General features: G+C 68.4%; 13 protein-coding genes. 9 read left to right on the top strand and 4 right to left on the bottom strand.

The features are described 5' to 3' along the window. The first annotated feature begins 3 nt into the window (after positions 1–3). Positions 4–2217, top strand: a complete 2214-nt coding sequence (locus tag NON19_RS18885) for a SpoIIE family protein phosphatase (RefSeq protein WP_255929610.1) — start codon at positions 4–6, stop codon at positions 2215–2217. Between the two features lie 50 nt (positions 2218–2267). On the opposite strand, the gene NON19_RS18880 is transcribed toward NON19_RS18885, so the two are convergent. Genes NON19_RS18880 through NON19_RS18865 form a run of 4 tightly spaced genes read right to left on the bottom strand, consistent with a single transcriptional unit; the run spans position 2268 to position 6225 of the window. Continuing rightward, positions 2268–3062, bottom strand: a complete 795-nt coding sequence (locus tag NON19_RS18880) for a succinate dehydrogenase/fumarate reductase iron-sulfur subunit (protein ID WP_255929609.1) — start codon at positions 3060–3062, stop codon at positions 2268–2270. Further along, on the bottom strand, positions 3059–4993 hold the full coding sequence (locus tag NON19_RS18875) for a fumarate reductase/succinate dehydrogenase flavoprotein subunit (protein WP_255929608.1): 1935 nt from the start codon (positions 4991–4993) through the stop codon (positions 3059–3061). The genes NON19_RS18880 and NON19_RS18875 overlap by 4 nt, the downstream gene beginning before the upstream one ends. A 47-nt stretch (positions 4994–5040) precedes the next feature. Next, positions 5041–5862 (bottom strand): succinate dehydrogenase subunit SdhC, encoded by an 822-nt coding sequence (gene sdhC / locus NON19_RS18870; protein WP_255929607.1) that lies wholly within the window; start codon positions 5860–5862, stop codon positions 5041–5043. A 57-nt stretch (positions 5863–5919) separates the two neighbouring features. Continuing rightward, the gene (locus NON19_RS18865) at positions 5920–6225 is read right to left on the bottom strand and encodes an Rv0250c family protein (RefSeq protein ID WP_255929669.1); all 306 of its coding nucleotides are present in this window, start codon (positions 6223–6225) and stop codon (positions 5920–5922) included. A gap of 270 nt (positions 6226–6495) precedes the next feature. Here NON19_RS18865 and NON19_RS18860 point away from each other — a divergent pair, with 270 nt between their 5' ends. The 8 genes from NON19_RS18860 to NON19_RS18825 all read left to right on the top strand — a co-directional run bounded on the left by NON19_RS18860 (position 6496) and on the right by NON19_RS18825 (position 18507). Next, positions 6496–8268, top strand: a complete 1773-nt coding sequence (locus tag NON19_RS18860) for an ABC transporter family substrate-binding protein (RefSeq protein WP_255929606.1) — start codon at positions 6496–6498, stop codon at positions 8266–8268. A 150-nt stretch (positions 8269–8418) separates the two neighbouring features. Continuing rightward, entirely contained in the window at positions 8419–10323 is a 1905-nt protein-coding gene (typA, locus tag NON19_RS18855) for a translational GTPase TypA (protein WP_255929605.1), read from the top strand. Between the two features lie 584 nt (positions 10324–10907). Further along, complete coding sequence (locus NON19_RS18850; protein ID WP_255929603.1) at positions 10908–12533, top strand: peptide ABC transporter substrate-binding protein; 1626 nt, start codon at positions 10908–10910, stop codon at positions 12531–12533. A 144-nt stretch (positions 12534–12677) separates the two neighbouring features. Next, positions 12678–13601 carry an ABC transporter permease gene (locus NON19_RS18845; RefSeq protein WP_255929601.1) on the top strand — a complete coding sequence of 308 codons (924 nt, stop codon included), beginning with the start codon at positions 12678–12680 and terminating at the stop codon, positions 13599–13601. Beyond that, a complete protein-coding gene (locus NON19_RS18840; RefSeq protein ID WP_255929599.1) occupies positions 13594–14526 on the top strand; it encodes an ABC transporter permease in 933 nt (310 codons plus the stop codon). Before NON19_RS18845 ends, NON19_RS18840 begins: the two co-directional genes overlap by 8 nt. 12 nt (positions 14527–14538) lie before the next feature. Then, entirely contained in the window at positions 14539–15567 is a 1029-nt protein-coding gene (locus NON19_RS18835; RefSeq protein ID WP_255929597.1) for an ABC transporter ATP-binding protein, read from the top strand. Beyond that, a complete protein-coding gene (locus NON19_RS18830) occupies positions 15560–16588 on the top strand; it encodes an ABC transporter ATP-binding protein (protein WP_255929595.1) in 1029 nt (342 codons plus the stop codon). Before NON19_RS18835 ends, NON19_RS18830 begins: the two co-directional genes overlap by 8 nt. Positions 16589–16884: 296 nt before the next feature. Beyond that, on the top strand, positions 16885–18507 hold the full coding sequence (locus NON19_RS18825; RefSeq protein WP_255929593.1) for a peptide ABC transporter substrate-binding protein: 1623 nt from the start codon (positions 16885–16887) through the stop codon (positions 18505–18507). Positions 18508–18513: the final 6 nt, after the last annotated feature.

Here is an 18513-nt window from a genome sequence, read left to right as displayed (position 1 = left end):
ACCATGGCTGAACTGCCAAGTCCCCGGGGCCTTGAGCGCGACCGGGAGCGGGACGCCTCCCTGGCCGCGTTCGAGGCGATTTTCGGCCAATCTCCGATGGGGCTTTTCCTCGCCGACACCGACCTCAGACTGATCCGCGTCAACGAGCGCTTCGCGCACGTGTACGGCAAGCCCGCGCAGGACTACCCCGGCCGCACCCCGCACGACTTCCTGCCCCGGGTCGAGGCCGACCGCCTCACCGCCGCGCTGCGCCAGGTCCTGGACACCGGCGAACCGGTGGTCGACATGCAGGTCGTCGGCACCACCCCCGGCACCCCCGGCCGCCGCCGCTGGGCGATCTCCCTGTACCGGCTCACGGACCCGAGCGGCCGCCCGTCCGGAGTGGCGGGCGTGGCAACCGATGTGACGACCCGTCAGCGCGCAGAACGGGAGGCCGCGCACACCCGGCGCGACCTGGCCCTGCTGAACGAGGCGGGCACCCGCATCGGCAACTCCCTCGATCTGGAGACCACCGCAAGGCAACTGCTGGACGTGGCCGTACCGCACTTCTGCGACCTGGCCGCCGTCGACCTCTACCAGGCGCTGCTCACCGGCGACGAGGACCCGGTCGGCAGCTCCGACGGCAGCGCGGACGTACGCAGGGTCGCGGGCGCCAGCGCGGTATCCGGCGGGCCCGACTCGCTGGGCGTCGAGAAGGGCTCGGTGAGCGTGGGCGCGGTGCACCGATACCCGTTCACCTCGCCCGGGGCCAAGGCGCTGCGCACCGCGCAGATCCAGGTCCTCGGGGTCAGCGGCGGCGGCTCCGCGGCCGACGAGGTCGCCGAACCCGACCCGGACCGGGGCGAGTTGCCCGCCGTCGTCCAGTCCACCCTGGTGGTGCCGATGGTCGCCCGGGACACCGTGCTCGGGCTGGTGCACTTCTCCCGCGCCAAGGGCAGCGAACCGTTCGGCGAGCGCGACCGGGCGCTGGCCGGGGAACTCGTCGCCCGGGCCGCCGTGTGCATCGACAACGCCCGGCTCTACCGGCGCGAGCACGAGCGAGCGCTGCTGCTGCAGCGCAGCCTGCTGCCGCCGGGCAACCCGGAGGCCGCCGGTCTCGACATCGCCTGCCGCTACCTGCCCGGCAACGCCGCGGCCGAGGTCGGCGGCGACTGGTTCGACGTCATCGAACTCCCCGGACACCGCACCGCGTTGGTGGTCGGCGACGTGATGGGCCGCGGGCTTCGGGCCGCCGTCGCGATGGGCGAACTGCGCACCGCGGTACGCACCTTGGCGCTGCTCGACCTCGAACCGGCCGAAGTGCTCAGCCAGTTGGACGAGATCGCCCGCGGCCTGTCCGACCCCAGCGGCGGCCGCAGCCGCCGCGCCAAGGACCGGGACGCCGAGGACCTGGCCGAGGTGTACCTGGCGACCTGCGTCTACGCGGTCTACGACGCGGTCACCCGGCGCTGCACCATCGCCAACGCGGGCCATCTGCCGCCGGTCATCGTGCAGCCGGGCGACCCGGCGCTGATGCTCGACGTGCCCCACGGCATACCGCTGGGCGTCGGCGGCGAGCCGTTCGAGGAGGTGGACGTCGAACTCCCCGACGGCGCGCTGCTCGCCCTCTACACCGACGGACTGGTGGAGTCCCGCCACCACTCCCTGGACGAGGGCCTGGAGGCCTTCCGGCGCGCCCTGAGCACCGCCGCGCTACCGCTGGAGGACGCCTGCGACCACGTACTGACCAGCCTGGACACCCACCACGGCGAGGACGACGTGGCGCTGTTGATGGCCAGGGTTCGGGGCCTGCCGGACGACGCGGTCGGCGACTGGACGCTGCCGCCGCAGGGCCAGTCGGTGGCCCAGGCCCGGGAGCTGACCCGGGCGCGGCTGGAGGCCTGGGGGCTCGGCGAGCTCGTGGACACCACGGAGCTGCTGGTCAGCGAGCTGGTCACCAACGCGCTACGGCACGGCAGGGGGGACATACGGCTGCGGCTGCTGCTGGACCGCACGCTGGTGTGCGAGGTGTGGGACTCCGACCTCGTCCAGCCGAGGCGGCGGCGGGCCCGCGACACCGACGAGGGCGGGCGCGGGCTGCAGCTCGTCAGCATGCTCAGCGAGAGCTGGGGCAGCAGGAGGACGCCGCGCGGCAAGACAGTCTGGTTCGAACTGGGGCTGCCGGACGGCCAGTCCCACGGCGCGGACCTGGCGGAGGCGCTGCTGAGCATGTACTGAGGCCCCATTTCTGGGGGCGTACGCCCCCGGACCTTTTTCAGGGACCTCTTTCAGCGCCGTCTGATCTTGTTGCCGAGCCACACCAACGGGTCGTACTTGCGGTCAACGGCCCGTTCCTTGAGCGGAATCAGCGCGTTGTCGGTGATCTTGATGTTCTCCGGGCACACTTCCGTACAGCACTTGGTGATGTTGCAGTAGCCGAGCCCGTGCTCCTCCTGCGCCGCGGACTTGCGGTCCAGGCCCGACTCCTCGGCCGAGTCCAGTGGATGCATGTCCAGTTCGGCGATCCGCATCAGGAAGCGCGGCCCGGCGAACGCCTGCTTGTTCTCCTCGTGGTCCCGCACCACATGGCAGGTGTTCTGGCACAGGAAGCACTCGATGCACTTGCGGAACTCCTGTGACCGCCCCACGTCCTCCTGCCGCATCCGGTACTCCCCGGCGCGCAGACCGGGCGGCGGGACGAACGACGGAATCTCCCTGGCCTTGGTGTAGTTGAACGACACATCGGTCACCAGGTCGCGCACCACGGGAAAGGCCCGCATCGGCGTCACGGTCACCGTCTCGTCCGGTGCGAACACCGACATCCGGGTCATGCACATCAGCCGCGGCCTTCCGTTGATCTCCGCGCTGCACGAACCGCACTTGCCCGCCTTGCAGTTCCAGCGCACCGCCAGATCGTTGGCCTGGGTGGCCTGCAACCGGTGGATGATGTCGAGGACGACCTCGCCCTCGTGCACCTCGACGTCGAAGTCCCGCAACTCGCCGCCGTCCGCGTCGCCGCGCCACACCCTGAAACGGGCGGTGTAGGCGGAACCGTTGGCCTTCGGGCCAGGCGCAGCGCTCATGTGTCGAGCTCCTCGTCCGTGAGGTACTTGAGCAACTCGTCCTTGCCGAAGAGGGCGAGCAGATCGCCGCGGATCGGCGGCATGTCGCGTCGGGTGAGTCTGATCTGGCCGTCGGCGGGATCGACCGCCGCCAGCTCGCCGTCACCGCTGGCGAGTTCGCAGACCAGATTGGTCTTGCGCCAGCGGCGGTCCATCTCCGGGTAGTCGTCGCGGGTGTGGCCGCCACGGCTTTCGGTGCGCTCCAGCGCGGCGCGCGCCACGCACTCGCTCACCAGCAGCATGTTGCGCAGGTCGATCGCCAGGTGCCAGCCGGGGTTGAACTGCCGGTGCCCCTCGACCGCGGCCCGCCGGGACCGCTGCCGCAGATCGGCGAGGCGGCGCAGCGCCTCGGTCATCTCGCTGGCCCGCCGGATGATGCCGACCAGGTCGTTCATGGTCTGCTGCAGCTCCTGGTGCAGCGCGTACGGGTTCTCCGTACGGCTCTCCGGCTCGCCGCCCTCGACGCTGAACGGGCGCAGCACCTCGGCCGCGGCGGTGTCCACCTGCTCGGCGGAGACCCGGGGGCGGTCGTCGGTGCCCAGCTCCGCGGCGTACTCGGCGGCGTGCAGCCCGGCCCGGCGGCCGAAGACCAGCAGATCGGAGAGGGAGTTGCCGCCCAGCCGGTTGGAGCCGTGCATTCCGCCCGCGACCTCGCCCGCCGCGAACAGCCCGGGCACCCCGGTCGCGGCGGCGCTGTCCGGATCGACCTCGACCCCGCCCATCACGTAGTGGCAGGTCGGTCCGACCTCCATGGGCTCGGCGGTGATGTCGACATCGGCCAGTTCCTTGAACTGGTGGTGCATGGACGGCAGCCGCCGCCTGATCTCCTCGGCGGGCAGCCGGGTCGACACGTCCAGGAACACTCCGCCGTGCGGTGAGCAACGCCCCGCCTTCACCTCGGAGTTGATCGCCCGGGCCACCTCGTCGCGGGGCAGCAGCTCCGGTGGGCGGCGGTGGTTGTCCGGGTCGGCGTACCAGCCGTCCGCCTCCTGCTCGCTCTGCGCGTACTTCTCCTTGAAGACATCCGGAATGTAGTCGAACATGAAGCGCTTGCCGTCGCTGTTGCGCAGCACCCCGCCGTCACCGCGCACCGATTCGGTGACCAGGATTCCCTTCACGGACGGCGGCCATACCATGCCGGTCGGATGGAACTGCACGAACTCCATGTTGATCAGCGGCGCCCCCGCCAGCAGCGCCAGCGCGTGCCCGTCGCCGGTGTACTCCCAGGAATTGGAGGTCACCTTGAAGGACTTGCCGATGCCACCGGTGGCCAGTACGACGGCGGGCGCCTCGATGACGAAGAAGCGCCCGGACTCCCGCACATAGCCGAACACCCCGGAAACCCGCGCGCCGTCCTTCAACACCCGGGTGACGGTGCATTCCTGGAAGACCCGCAGCCGGTCCTCGTAGTCGCCGCTGCGTTCGTGGTCCTCCTGTTGCAGGGCGACGATCCGCTGCTGGAGGGTGCGGATGAGTTCCAGCCCGGTGCGGTCACCGACGTGCGCCAGCCGGGCATACTCATGGCCGCCGAAATTGCGCTGGGAGATCCGGCCGTCCTTCGTACGGTCGAACAGCGCGCCCCAGGTCTCCAACTCCCATACCCGGTCCGGTGCTTCCCTGGCGTGCAGCTCGGCCATCCGCCAGTTGTTGAGGAACTTCCCGCCCCGCATGGTGTCCCGGAAGTGCACCTGCCAGTTGTCCCGCGGGTTGGCGTTGCCCATGCTGGCGGCGATTCCGCCCTCGGCCATCACCGTGTGCGCCTTGCCGAACAGTGACTTGCAGATCACGGCGGTGCGCAGGCCCTGTTCCCGGGCCTCGATGGCGGCCCGCAGCCCCGCTCCGCCCGCGCCGACCACCACCACGTCATAGGTGTGCCGCTCGACTTGCGTCATGTGCTGCCGCATCCCCTTCGCTGGTTTTCGGCGACTTACTGTCCCCGTCAGAAGAACTTCGGATCGGCGAACGCACCACTGGCCACCAGGTACACATACAGATCGGCCAGTGCCACCATCACCAACGAGGCCCAGGCGAAAGCCATGTGATGGGCGTTCATCCGTCCAACCCAGGTCCACATCCGGTAACGCACCGGATGTTTGGAGAAGTTCTTCAACCGCCCGCCGACAATGTGCCGGCACGAATGGCAGGACAGGGTGTAGACCCAGATCAACACGATGTTCACCAGCAACACCAGGGTGCCCAGACCCATATGGCCCCAGTGCCCGGCCGCGTCCCGGAACCCGAGCGCCGCGTCGTAGGTGAGGATCACCGCGAAGGGCAGCGCGAAGTAGAAGAAGTAGCGGTGCACGTTCTGCAGGATCAGCGGAAAACGCGTCTCCCCGGTGTACTTCCGGTGCGGCTCGGCCACCGCGCAGGCGGGCGGCGCGGCCCAGAAACCCCGGTAGTACGCCTTGCGGTAGTAGTAGCAGGTCAACCGGAATCCCAGCGGGAAGATCAGCACCAGCAGCGCGGGCGAAAGCCCCCACCACGGCCCGAAGATCTGCAGATCCGCACCCCCCTTCATGTTCACGCAGTTGGTGGCGATGCAGGGGGAATAGAACGGGGAGACATACGGCGCGGCGTAGTAGTCGGCGTTGGCGAACGCCCGCCAGGTCGAATAGACGACGAACACCGTCAACACGGTGACGGTGACGGCGGGCGCCAGCCACCAGCGGTCGGTGCGCAGCTGCCGCGCGGCGATCGCGGCACGCCCGGGGGCGTGCACGCCGCCTGATGAGGGTCCTGCTGTCTCGGTCGTGGCCAACGGGTCGCCTCCGGCGAGAGGGGTGGCTTACCGGGTTCGCCGTGCTTGCGGGCGGACTCAGGGGGCGTGGCGGTCGCGGGCGCCCAGACCCTCGTCGTCGGAGTCCTTCCACAGGTTGGGGTCGTACGGGGCGTCCGGCACGGTGATCATCTGCTGGGCCGCCTTCTGCTGGCCGGACGGCCCGGCCTTGGCGCCGGGAGTGCTCTCCCGCAGCAGCGCAAGGTCCTCGCGCAGATGGTTGGCGTCCACCCGGACCCGCCGCATGTCGACGCTCTGCCCGACGTGCTGCTCCAGCGTGGTCAGGCAGCGGTCGAGTTCGTCCAGGCGCCGCTGGGTGGCAGTGAGCTCGTCCTGCAGGGACATGGCCAGCACCTCCGTTGCGCGTTCGCGCGGGTTGCCCCAGAAAGTGTCGCGCGTCACAGGCGCGCTTGTGAAGACGGTATCCGCTCCGGCGGGGTCTTGTGTTTTCCCGCGACGGGTGGCAGGCGATCTGCGAGGCGTCTTAGTCCACACAGGTGGCCTTGGCCGCCCGCGACGCCGTGTCGGACCGGCTGTCCGCGGGCCATCACCTTCAGTGGGTGCGATAAGCGGCAAACGAGATAAGCGCTCGGGAGTCCCCCGGAGGTGGCCACGATGTCCCGCACCGTCGTCGGAACCATCGCCCTGGCCGCCGTGGTGAGCGCCGCGGCGGCCGGCTGCTCGACCTCCTCCGGCGCCTCCGCCGCGCCCGCCGTCGACGTGGCGACCGTCGCCCGGCCCGCGGTGCGCGACGGTGGGACGCTGCGCTGGGCGGTGGACGACGTACCCGGCACGCTGAACACCTTCCAGTCCGCCGCCGACCCGCAGACCGAGCGGATCGCGGGCGCCGTACTGCCCGCCCTGTTCACCGTGGACGGCCGCGGCCGCCCCCAACGCGACCCGGACTACCTGGAGTCGGCCACCGTGGTGAGCAGGTCACCGCAGGTGGTGCTCTACAGGCTCAACCCCCGGGCGGTCTGGAGCGACGGCCGGGCGATCTCCGCCGACGACTTCGCCGCCCAGTGGAGGGCGCTGAACGGCACCAACTCCGCGTACTGGAGCGCGCACAACGACGGCTACGACCGGATCTCCGAGGTACGGCGTGGCGCGGACGCCCATGAGGTCAAGGTCACCTTCAACCGCCCCATGGCGACCTGGCGGTCGCTGTTCACCCCGCTGTACCCGAAGGAGGTCACCGGCACCCCGGACGCCTTCAACGACGGCAGCCGCGCAGCGCTCCCAGTGACCGCGGGCCCCTTCTCGGTCCAGTCGGTGGACGCCAGACGCGGCACGGTGACGCTGGTGCGCGCCGCCCGCTGGTGGGGGGAGCGGGCCAAGCTGGACCGGCTGGTGTTCACCGCGGTGCCCAGCGCCCGGCGGGCCGCCGCCCTGGCCGCCGGGCGGGTGGACGTGGCCGAGGTGGCCCCGCAGGCGCTGGGCGCGGTCTCCCGGGACCGGCGGCTCGTGGTGCACCGCGCCTTCGACGCCTCGTACACCCAGCTGACGCTGAACGGCGGCAGCGGTCCGCTCACCGACGAACGGGTACGGCGCGCGGTGGCCCGGGCGATCGACCGCAAGGCCATCGCCCAGCAGGTGCTGCGCCCGGCCGGGCTGCCCGCCGCGCCGCTCGGCAACCACCTGGTGCTGGCGTCACAGGACGGCTACCAGGACAACAGCTCGGCGATCGGCGGCACCGACGTGAAGACCGCCCAGGCCCTGCTGGCCGACGCCGGATGGCAGTCCGGCAAGGCGAACGCCGCGCACAACGCCGCGCCCGGCCCCGGCCAGGTACGCCCGGCCAGCACGGCGCAGGGTGGCGGCAAGGTCGCGCGGACCGAGACCGTGGAGCCCGCCACGGTGCGCACCGACCGGTCGGGGCATCCGCTGACCTTGCAGTTCGTGTTGCCGCAGCACGACGCCACGCTCGGCGCGGTCGGCGACCGCATCGCGCGCATGCTGGCCGGCATCGGGGTGCGCACCCAGCTCACCAAGGTCTCCGACCGCAGCTTCTTCCAGGACCAGATCGCCTCCGGCGACTTCGACCTGGCCCTGTACTCCTGGCCCGGCACCGCCTTCCCGGCCACCGACGCCCGCCCGCTGTACGCCAAGCCGGAACCGGGTGCGGACGGCTCGCTGGTCGTCCAGCAGAACTACGCCCGGGTGGGCACCGACCTGATCGACCGGCTGCTGGACCAGGCGGGCGCCGAGCTCAACCCCGGCAAGGCGGCCGACCTGACCAAGCGGGCCGACGCCAGAATCTGGGCCGCCGCGGGCGCCATCCCGCTCTACCAGCGGCCCGAACTGGTCGCCGAGCGCACCGACGTCGCCAACGTGGGCGCCTTCGGCTTCCAGACCCCCCGCTACCAGAACATCGGTTTCCGCCGCTGAGCGGCCCGGCAGCGGCTGGTGATCTCCCGGGCGGACGCTTTTCTCGCGAGCCCCGTACCATGGGGGGAAGGCCGTGGCGTGATGTTGCCCGGCGGGCGCGCGTAGGACCGTACGCGCCGCCATCCACGAATCCGGGAGAAGCGCCGCAGTATGCCCACGCGCCACGACATCCGTAACGTCGCCATCGTCGCCCACGTCGACCACGGCAAGACGACCATCGTCGACGCCATGCTCAAGCAGGCGGGTGCCTTCGCCGCCCACCAACTCGACTCCGTCGACGACCGGGTCATGGACTCCAACGACCTGGAGCGTGAGAAGGGCATCACGATCCTGGCCAAGAACACGGCGGTGAAGTACCACCCCAAGGGCGGTGGCGAGCCCATCACCATCAACATCATCGACACCCCGGGCCACGCCGACTTCGGCGGCGAGGTCGAGCGCGGTCTGTCGATGGTCGACGGTGTCGTGCTGCTCGTCGACGCCTCCGAGGGCCCGCTGCCGCAGACCCGCTTCGTGCTGCGCAAGGCGCTCGCCAAGCGGATGCCGGTGATCTTGTGCATCAACAAGACCGACCGCCCGGACTCCCGTATCGACGAGGTCGTCAACGAGACCTACGACCTCTTCCTCGACCTGGACGCCGACGAGGACCAGATCGAGTTCCCGATCGTCTACGCCTGCGGCCGCGACGGCATCGCCTCGCTGACCAAGCCGGAGGACGGCACGGTTCCGGCCGACAGCGACAGCCTGGAGCCGTTCTTCTCCACGATCCTGGACCACATCCCGGCTCCGACGTACGAGGAGGACGCGCCGCTGCAGGCGCACGTCACCAACCTCGACGCCGACAACTTCCTCGGCCGCATCGCGCTGCTCCGCGTCGAGCAGGGCGAGTTGAAGAAGGGGCAGACCGTCGCCTGGATCAAGCGCGACGGCTCCATCCAGAACGTCCGCATCACCGAGCTGATGATGACCGAGGCGCTCACCCGCAAGCCCGCCGAGAAGGCCGGGCCGGGCGACATCTGCGCCGTCGCGGGCATCCCGGACATCATGATCGGCGAGACCCTGGCCGACCCGGAGAACCCGGTCGCCCTGCCGCTGATCACCGTCGACGAGCCCGCGATCTCCATGACGATCGGCACCAACACCTCGCCGCTGGTCGGCCGTGGCGGCTCCGGCAAGGGCGCGGACGCCAAGGCCGCGGTCAAGGACCGCAAGGTCACCGCCCGCCAGGTCAAGGACCGCCTCGACCGCGAGCTCGTCGGCAACGTCTCGCTGCGCGTCCTGGACACCGACCGCCCCGACGCCTGGGAGGTGCAGGGCCGTGGCGAGCTGGCGCTGGCCATCCTCGTGGAGACCATGCGCCGCGAGGGCTACGAGCTGACCGTCGGCAAGCCGCAGGTCGTCACCAGGGAGATCGACGGCAAGGTCCACGAGCCCGTCGAGCGGCTGACCATCGACGTGCCCGAGGAGCACATGGGTGCCGTCACCCAGCTCATGGGCGTGCGCAAGGGCCGGATGGACAACATGTCCAACCACGGCTCCGGCTGGGTCCGCATGGAGTTCGTCGTGCCGTCGCGCGGTCTGATCGGCTTCCGCACCGAGTTCCTGACCCAGACCCGCGGCACCGGCATCGCCCACTCCATCCACGAGGGCCACGAGCCGTGGTTCGGCACCCTGCAGACCCGCAACAACGGCTCCCTGGTCGCCGACCGCGCCGGTGCGGTCACCGCGTTCGCGATGACCAACCTCCAGGAGCGCGGCGTGCTGTTCGTGGAGCCGGGCACCGAGGTGTACGAGGGCATGATCGTCGGCGAGAACTCCCGTTCCGACGACATGGACGTCAACATCACCAAGGAGAAGAAGCTCACCAACATGCGGTCGTCGACCGCCGACGTGGCCGAGTCGATCGTCCCGCCGCGCAAGCTGTCGCTTGAGCAGTCCCTGGAGTTCTGCCGCGACGACGAGTGCGTCGAGGTCACTCCGGAGGCGGTCCGCATCCGCAAGGTCGTCCTCGACCAGAAGGAGCGCGGCCGCGCCGCGGCCCGCGCCAAGCGCTAACGCTCCCGCTGGGGTTGGGGGTTTTCTGGGGGGTTCCCCCCAGACCCCCCTTCCGCTGGGAGTGGGGGTTCTCTAGGGCTTCGGCGGGCCCCGTTCCGCCGGGGGCTTTGGGGGCATCGCGGATCTTCTTCTGCTGGGCTTTGGGGGGTCCCTGGAGGTTTCCCGGAGCCCCCGGGGTTTTCCTAGATCATTCACGTTCGGATATCGGACAGGGCGTTGGAGTCGGAAGACTTCAATGCCCTTTTTCAATGGTGTGATTCGCGCTTCACCTGTCCGTTTACCGAACGGGCGCGCCCGGAAGTTGTGTGAACAGTCCGTTTCGCGGGTGTCTGTCTATGTTCCATATGTCCAAGATTGCGGGGCTGTTAACCCCAGGTGTGATCAAAGCGAGACCATTTGCATGTTGGTGCCAGGCCCAACATGTCCGATAGTTGGACGCATTGAGCTCGGGTCAATGGGTCACGCGCTGATGGGGAGCGCCGACTCACGAGCATGGAGAGCCGCCTTCCGCTGTCAGGGGTGTCAGCAGAGGACCGGCCCTCCTTTCACGTAGTGACTGTGAACGCCTGTGAGGAGGCTTATCCATGCGCGGAGCCAAGAGCGCCACCATGGTCATCGGGGCGATAGCCATCGCCCTGACCGCCACTGCCTGTGGCGGCGGTAGCAGCAGCGGTGGTGCGGAGGATGGCGTGGTCCGCGCCTGGTGGGGTGACCCGCAGAACCCGCTGGAGCCCGCCAACACCAATGAGACCAATGGCGGCAAGGTCCTGGACATGATCTTCAGTGACCTCAAGGAGTACAACCCGAAGGACGGTCAGGCGCAGAACGCGTCGGCCGAGTCCATCACCTCCAGCGACCAGCAGACCTTCACCATCAAGCTGAAGCCGGGTCTGAAGTTCTCCGACGGCACTCCGGTCACCGCCAACTCCTTCGTGGACGCCTGGAACTACGGCGCGCTGCTGACCAACGCGCAGAAGGACGCCTCGTTCTTCTCCAACATCGAGGGCTTCGACCAGGTACACCCGGACAAGGGCCAGCCGACCGCCAAGACCATGTCCGGTCTGAAGGTCGTCGACAACCTCACCTTCACGGTGAAGCTCACTCAGAAGTTCTCCAGCTGGCCGGACAGCCTCGGTTACGACGCCTTCGCGCCGCTGCCCAAGTCGTTCTTCTCCGACCACGCCAAGTGGCTGCAGCAGCCGGTCGGCAACGGCCCGTACAAGATCGAGTCGTACACCAAGGGCCAGAGCATGAAGCTGGTCCCGAACCCGTACTACACGGGCGACGAGAAGCCGAAGAACAAGGGCGTTCTGCTCAAGGTCTACACCGACGAGAACACCGCCTACGCGGACCTGCAGGCGGGCAACCTCGACGTGTACGAGTACGTCCCGGCCTCCGACATCTCGCACGCCAAGAGCGACATGGCCGGCCGCTACTTCAACGCCCCCACCGGTATCAACCAGACCATCTCCTTCCCGCTGAACCAGAAGAGCTGGGGCGCGTCGGGGATGAACAAGGTCCGTCAGGGCATCTCCATGGCGATCGACCGCGACTCGATCACCAAGAAGATCTTCCAGGGCACCCGTACCCCGGCCACCGACTTCACCAGCCAGGTGCTCGGCTCGGCGGGCGGCTACTCCACCGACGTCTGCGGTGACTACTGCAAGTACGACCCGGCGAAGGCCAAGGAGCTCATCAAGGAGGGCGGCGGCATCCCGGGTGGCAAGTTCACCATCTCGTACAACGCCGACTCCGGCTCCCACAAGGAATGGGTCGACGCGGTCTGCAACAGCATCAACAACGCGCTGGGCGGACAGGTCTGCCTGGGCAACCCGGTCGGCACCTTCGCCGACTTCCGCAACCAGATCACCCAGAAGCAGATGATCAATCCGTTCCGGGCCGGGTGGCAGATGGACTACCCGCTGATCGACGACTTCCTGCAGCCGCTGTACACCACCGACGCCAGCTCCAACGACTCGCACTACTCCAACCCGGACTTCGACAAGCTGATCAGCCAGGCGGAGTCCGAGCCGGACAAGGCCAAGTCCGTCGCGCTGTACCAGCAGGCGGAGAAGCTGCTGGTCAACGACATGCCGGCGATCCCGCTGTGGTACCAGAACACGCCGGTCGTCTGGTCGAGCCGAGTTTCCAACGTGACGGTGAACCCGTTCAGCTACCCGGTCTACTACAACATCACCGTCAAGGGCTGACCCGGCACCGCGCCCCCTCGGTTGAGCCAACCCCGCGGTGAGCCAACCGGGGTGGGACGCGGCGAACAGACGCAAACCGCACGGTGTACGCGGCAGCCGGGCCCACGAGGCCCGACTGCCGCGTGCCCGACCCCTGGAGGACAGATGGGGCGCTACGTCATCCGGCGACTGCTCCAGATGGTTCCGGTGTTCCTCGGAACCACACTTTTGATCTTCGTCATGGTCTACGCGCTCGGCGATCCGGTGGCCGCCATGTTCGGCGACAGAGCGCCGGACCCGGCGACCGCGGCCATGATCAGGCACCAGCTCTACCTCGACCACCCGCTGTGGCAGCAGTACCTGCACTACATGGGGAACATCTTCCAGGGCGACTTCGGCACCGCCTTCGACGGCCAGCCGGTCACCCAACTGATGGGCAGTGCCTTCCCGGTGACGCTCCGACTGACGCTGGTGGCGTTCGCCATCGAGGGACTCTTCGGCATCGGGCTCGGTCTGTTCGCGGGGCTGCGCCGCGGTCGGCTGGCCGACACCGGAGTGCTGGGCTTCACCCTGCTGATGATCTCGATCCCGGTCTTCGTGATCGGCTACCTGCTGCAGTACTTCGTCGCCGTGAAGTGGCAGTTGGCCAACCCGGCGGTCGCCGACGGCGCCCCGTTCGGCGACCTGATCCTGCCGGGCGTCGTGCTGGCCGGTGTCTCACTGGCGTACGTGGCCCGGCTGACCCGCACCTCGGTCGCGGAGAACTCGCGTGCCGACTACATCCGCACCGCCGTCGCCAAGGGCATGCCGCGCCGCCGGGTCACGACGATCCACCTGCTGCGCAACTCCCTAATTCCGGTGGTCACTTACCTCGGCACCGACATCGGCAACCTGATGGCGGGCGCCATCGTCACCGAGCGGATCTTCAACGTCAAGGGTGTTGGCTTCCAGCTCTACCAGGGCATCCTCCGGCAGAACCCGCCCACCGTGGTTGGCTTCGTCACCATCCTGGTGCTGATCTTCCTCCTCGCCAACCTGCTCGTCGACCTGCTGTACGCGGTCCTGGACCCGAGGATCCGGTATGCCTGACACCACCAACTCCACGGTCAAGGACCAGGAACCGACGACCCTCGACGCGGTCGCCGCGATCACCCCGGAGCAGCGCGACGTACCGCGCAGCCTGTGGAACGACGCCTGGCACGACCTGCGCCGCAAGCCGATCTTCTACGTCTCCTCGCTGCTGATCCTCTTCCTGATCGTCATCTCGCTCTGGCCGAGCCTGATGACAAGCACAAGCCCGTACGCGTGCGACCTGGGCAAGTCCCAGATGGGACCGGCCAACGGGCACCCGTTCGGCTTCGACACCCAGGGCTGCGACGTCTACGCCCGCACCATCTACGGGGCACGCGCGTCGGTCGCGGTGGGCATCTTCACCACCCTCGGCGTGGCCATCCTCGGCTCCGTGCTCGGCGGTCTCGCCGGGTTCTACGGCGGTTGGTGGGACGCGATCCTGTCCCGGATCAGCGACATTTTCTTCGGCATCCCGATCCTGCTCGGCGGTGTGGTCATCCTGTCGGTGATCAAGGGTGGTTCGATCACCACCGTCGTCGGCTTCATGGTGCTGCTGGGCTGGCCGCAGGTCGCCCGGATCGCCCGCGGCGCGGTGATCACCGCCAAGCAGCAGGACTACGTACAGGCCGCCCGTGCCCTCGGCGCCAGCAGTAGCCGGATGTTGCTGCGCCACATCACGCCCAACGCGCTGGCGCCGGTGATCGTGGTGGCGACCATCAACCTCGGCATGTACATCTCGCTGGAAGCGACACTGTCGTATCTGGGTGTGGGTCTCAAGCCCCCCACCGTCTCGTGGGGCATCGACATCTCCCAGGCCTCCACGATGATCCGCAACGCTCCGCACATGCTGCTGTGGCCCGCGGGGGCGCTGAGCATCACGGTGCTCGCGTTCATCATGCTCGGCGACGCGGTGCGCGACGCCCTCGACCCCAAGCTGCGCTGAGGAGGCGTCGTCATGACCACGTTGGAAAAGGCCGGTCCCGAGCAGACCGACGCCACCCGCACCGCGCCGCTGCTCGAAGTGCGCGACCTGCACGTCGAGTTCCACACCCGGGACGGCGTGGCCAAGGCCGTCAACGGCGTCAACTACTCGGTGAACGCCGGTGAGACGCTGGCCGTGCTCGGCGAGTCGGGCTCCGGCAAGTCGGTGACCGCCCAGGCGATCATGGGCATCCTGGACATGCCGCCGGGACGGATCCCCAAGGGGGAGATCTTCTTCCGCGGCCAGGACATGCTCAAGATGTCCGGCGAGGAGCGCCGCAAGATCCGCGGCCAGAAGATCGCCATGATCTTCCAGGACGCGCTGTCCGCGCTCAACCCCGTGCTCAGCGTGGGCTACCAGCTCGGTGAGATGTTCCGGGTCCACCAGGGTCTGTCCAAGAAGGACGCCAAGGCCAAGGCGATCGAGCTGATGGACCGGGTGCGCATCCCGGCCGCGAAGGAGCGGGTGGGCGACTACCCGCACCAGTTCTCCGGCGGTATGCGGCAGCGCATCATGATCGCCATGGCGATGGCCCTCGAACCGGACCTGATCATCGCCGACGAGCCCACGACCGCGCTGGACGTCACCGTGCAGGCCCAGGTCATGGACCTGCTCGCGGAGTTGCAGCGCGAGATGAACATGGGCCTGATCCTGATCACCCATGACCTCGGTGTGGTGGCGGACGTCGCCGACAAGATCGCGGTGATGTACGCGGGCCGGATCGTGGAGACCGCTCCGGTGCACGAGATCTACAAGGCCCCGGCCCACCCGTACACCAAGGGTCTGCTGGACTCCATTCCGCGCCTGGACCAGAAGGGCCAGGAGCTGTACGCGATCAAGGGCCTGCCGCCCAACCTGCTGCGGATACCGTCGGGTTGTGCGTTCAACCCACGCTGCCCGATGGCCAAGGAGGTCTGCCGTACCGACGTTCCGCCGCTGGCGGCCGTGAGTGACACGCGGGCCAGCGCCTGCCACTTCTGGAAGGAGACCCTCGATGGCTGAGGCCATTCTCGAGGTGCGGGACCTGGTCAAGCACTTCCCGCTGACCCAGGGGATCATCGTCAAGAAGCAGATCGGCGCGGTCAAGGCGGTCGACGGCGTCAGCTTCGACCTGTACCGCGGTGAGACGCTCGGCATCGTCGGCGAGTCCGGCTGCGGCAAGTCGACGGTGGCCAAGCTGCTGATGAACCTGGAGCGGGCCACCTCCGGCCAGGTGCTCTACAAGGGCGAGGACATCACCAAGCTGTCCGGCAGGGCGCTCAAGGCGGTGCGGCGGAACATCCAGATGGTGTTCCAGGACCCGTACACCTCGCTGAACCCGCGGATGACGGTCGGCGACATCATCGGTGAACCCTTCGAGATCCACCCCGAGGTGGCGCCGAAGGGCGACCGTCGCCGCAAGGTCCAGGATCTGCTGGACGTGGTCGGTCTCAACCCTGAGTACATCAACCGGTATCCGCACCAGTTCTCCGGCGGCCAGCGGCAACGCATCGGCATCGCACGGGGGTTGGCGCTCAACCCGGAGATCATCATCTGCGACGAGCCCGTCTCGGCGCTCGATGTGTCCGTGCAGGCGCAGGTGATCAACCTGATGGGCAGGCTCCAGAAGGAGTTCGACCTGTCGTACATGTTCATCGCGCACGACCTGTCCATCGTCCGGCACATCTCCGACCGGGTCGGGGTGATGTACCTGGGCAAGATGGTGGAGATCGGCGACGACGAGCAGATCTACGAGCACCCCACCCACCCGTACACCCAGGCGCTGCTGTCCGCCGTGCCGGTGCCGGACCCGGAGTCCCGTGAGCACCGCGAGCGGATCATCCTGTCCGGCGACGTGCCGTCCCCGGCAAATCCGCCGTCCGGCTGCCGGTTCCGCACCCGATGCTGGAAGGCCCAGGACAAGTGCGCCACCGAGGTGCCGCTGCTGGCGGTCCCGGAGCGGTTCAAGGGCGCCGACTCGCCCGCCGCACACGAGAGCGCCTGCCACTTCGCGGAGGAGAAGGACGTGGTCGGCGCGGCATAACGCTCACCGCACCGGCCCCACCTGGCGGGGGCGCCCCCCTGTGTCCCGGGGGCGCCCCCGCTTGGCGTTCTCGCGTTCGCACCTCGATGGTCGTGTGGGCTTCGCCATCGGGTTCTTGGGGGTCGAGCCGCCTGCCCCTCAGCTATCCCACAGGCGCCCCCGTCGGCGCTGCGGATCCCGCATATGGGCGGTTTCCCCCGCCGTCTCCGCGTGTACGAGCGCCGGAAAGGCGGGGAAGATCACCTGATGGGTGTTATTTGTGGCTACGTGTGACATGAGCCACGAGGAGGCACCCGATGCGCGGACCCGCACGCCCGAAGTGGGCGGTGTGCGTGGTGGCGGTCGTGCTGGCGGCCACCGCCTGCGGCGGTGGTGGGCGTGTCGGGGGGCCGAACGCGGTCGTGCGCGCCTCCTGGGGGGATCCGCAGCATCCGCTGGAGCCCGCGAACACCAACGAGGTGCAGGGCGGCAAGGTGCTCGACATGGTCTTCCGGGGGCTGAAGAAATACGACCCCAGGACCGGCGCCGCGCAGAACTGGATCGCCGACTCCATCACCAGCCCGGACCAGCAGAACTTCACGGTGAAGGTGAAGCCCGGCTGGAAGTTCTCCAACGGTGAGCCGGTCACCGCGCACTCCTTTGTGGACGCCTGGAACTACGGCGCGCTGGTCACCAACAAACAGCTCAACTCCAGCTTCTTCAGCTATATCGACGGATACCAGCAGGTCCACCCCGGCACCGGAAACCCCACCGCGAAGACCATGTCCGGGCTCGCGGTCAAGGACGACCGGACGTTCACCGTCAGGCTGAGCCAGAAGTTCTCCACCTGGCCGGACACCCTCGGCTACTCGGCGTTCTATCCGCTGCCCAGGGCGTTCTTCACCGACCACGCGGGCTGGCTGAAGAAGCCCGTCGGAGACGGCCCTTACGAGATCGACTCGTACACCAGGGGCACCGTGATGAAGCTGCGCCGCTGGGACGGTTACACCGGCGCGGACAAGGCGAAGAACGGCGGTGTGGACCTGCAGGTCTACACCGACAGCAACACCGCGTACACCGACCTGCAGGCCGGAAACCTCGACCTGGTCGATGACATCCCCACCACCCAACTGCGCAATGTCAGAAAGGACCTCGGAGCGCGCTACATCAACCAGCCGGCCGGAATCATCCAGACGATCGCCTTTCCGATGTACCAGCCGCGGTGGAGCGGCGGCGATACCCAGAAGGTGCGGCAAGGCATTTCGATGGCCATTGACCGAGCCTCGATCACCAGCCGGATCTTCCGCGGCACCCGCACGCCGGCCACCGACTGGACCTCACCGGTGCTCGGCCCCCACGGCGGGTTCAAGGCCGGACTGTGCGGCGCCGTCTGCGCCTACAACCCCGCCGAGGCCAAGAAGCTGATCCAGGAGGGCGGCGGCCTGCCCGGCGGCCAGATGAAGATCGGCTACAACGCGGACACCGGCTCGCACAAGGTGTGGGTGGACGCGGTCTGCAACAGCATCAACAACGCGCTGGGCAACGACAAGGCGTGCGTGGGCGCCCCCGTCGGCACCTTCGCGGACTTCCGCAACCAGATCACCGGCAAGTCGGAGACCCAACCCTTCCGCGCGGGCTGGCAGATGGACTATCCGCTGATCCAGGACTTCCTCCAGCCGCTGTACTACACGGACGGCTCCTCCAACGACTCGCACTGGTCCAACACCGAGTTCGACCGGCTGGTCGACCGGGCCAACGCGGAATCCGACCGGGCACGGGCGGTGAGCGAATTCCAGGACGCGGAACGGATTCTCGCCCAGCAGGTGCCAGCCATTCCGCTGTGGTACCAGAACGGCAACGCCGGATACTCCGCCAACCTCACGAACGTGGCGCTCAACCAGTTCAGCGTCCCGGTCTACAACGACATCACCGTCAGCTGACCTCAC

Source organism: Streptantibioticus rubrisoli (assembly GCF_024436055.1).
GTDB lineage: Bacteria > Actinomycetota > Actinomycetes > Streptomycetales > Streptomycetaceae > Streptantibioticus_A > Streptantibioticus_A rubrisoli.
The sequence above is the reverse complement of the archived record's forward strand: the minus strand, read 5'-3'. Positions and strand labels throughout refer to the sequence as shown.

What these genes read in the sequence shown, in the direction of transcription:
- NON19_RS18875 (WP_255929608.1), bottom strand. Translation starts at nt 4,993, where the DNA reads ATGACGCAAGTCGAGCGGCACACCTATGACGTGGTGGTGGTCGGCGCG.
- NON19_RS18835 (WP_255929597.1), top strand. Translation starts at nt 14,539, where the DNA reads ATGACCACGTTGGAAAAGGCCGGTCCCGAGCAGACCGACGCCACCCGC.
- NON19_RS18850 (WP_255929603.1), top strand. Translation starts at nt 10,908, where the DNA reads ATGCGCGGAGCCAAGAGCGCCACCATGGTCATCGGGGCGATAGCCATC.
- NON19_RS18840 (WP_255929599.1), top strand. Translation starts at nt 13,594, where the DNA reads ATGCCTGACACCACCAACTCCACGGTCAAGGACCAGGAACCGACGACC.
- NON19_RS18885 (WP_255929610.1), top strand. Translation starts at nt 4, where the DNA reads ATGGCTGAACTGCCAAGTCCCCGGGGCCTTGAGCGCGACCGGGAGCGG.
- NON19_RS18880 (WP_255929609.1), bottom strand. Translation starts at nt 3,062, where the DNA reads ATGAGCGCTGCGCCTGGCCCGAAGGCCAACGGTTCCGCCTACACCGCC.
- NON19_RS18825 (WP_255929593.1), top strand. Translation starts at nt 16,885, where the DNA reads ATGCGCGGACCCGCACGCCCGAAGTGGGCGGTGTGCGTGGTGGCGGTC.
- NON19_RS18845 (WP_255929601.1), top strand. Translation starts at nt 12,678, where the DNA reads ATGGGGCGCTACGTCATCCGGCGACTGCTCCAGATGGTTCCGGTGTTC.
- NON19_RS18860 (WP_255929606.1), top strand. Translation starts at nt 6,496, where the DNA reads ATGTCCCGCACCGTCGTCGGAACCATCGCCCTGGCCGCCGTGGTGAGC.
- NON19_RS18830 (WP_255929595.1), top strand. Translation starts at nt 15,560, where the DNA reads ATGGCTGAGGCCATTCTCGAGGTGCGGGACCTGGTCAAGCACTTCCCG.
- typA (WP_255929605.1), top strand. Translation starts at nt 8,419, where the DNA reads ATGCCCACGCGCCACGACATCCGTAACGTCGCCATCGTCGCCCACGTC.
- NON19_RS18865 (WP_255929669.1), bottom strand. Translation starts at nt 6,225, where the DNA reads ATGTCCCTGCAGGACGAGCTCACTGCCACCCAGCGGCGCCTGGACGAA.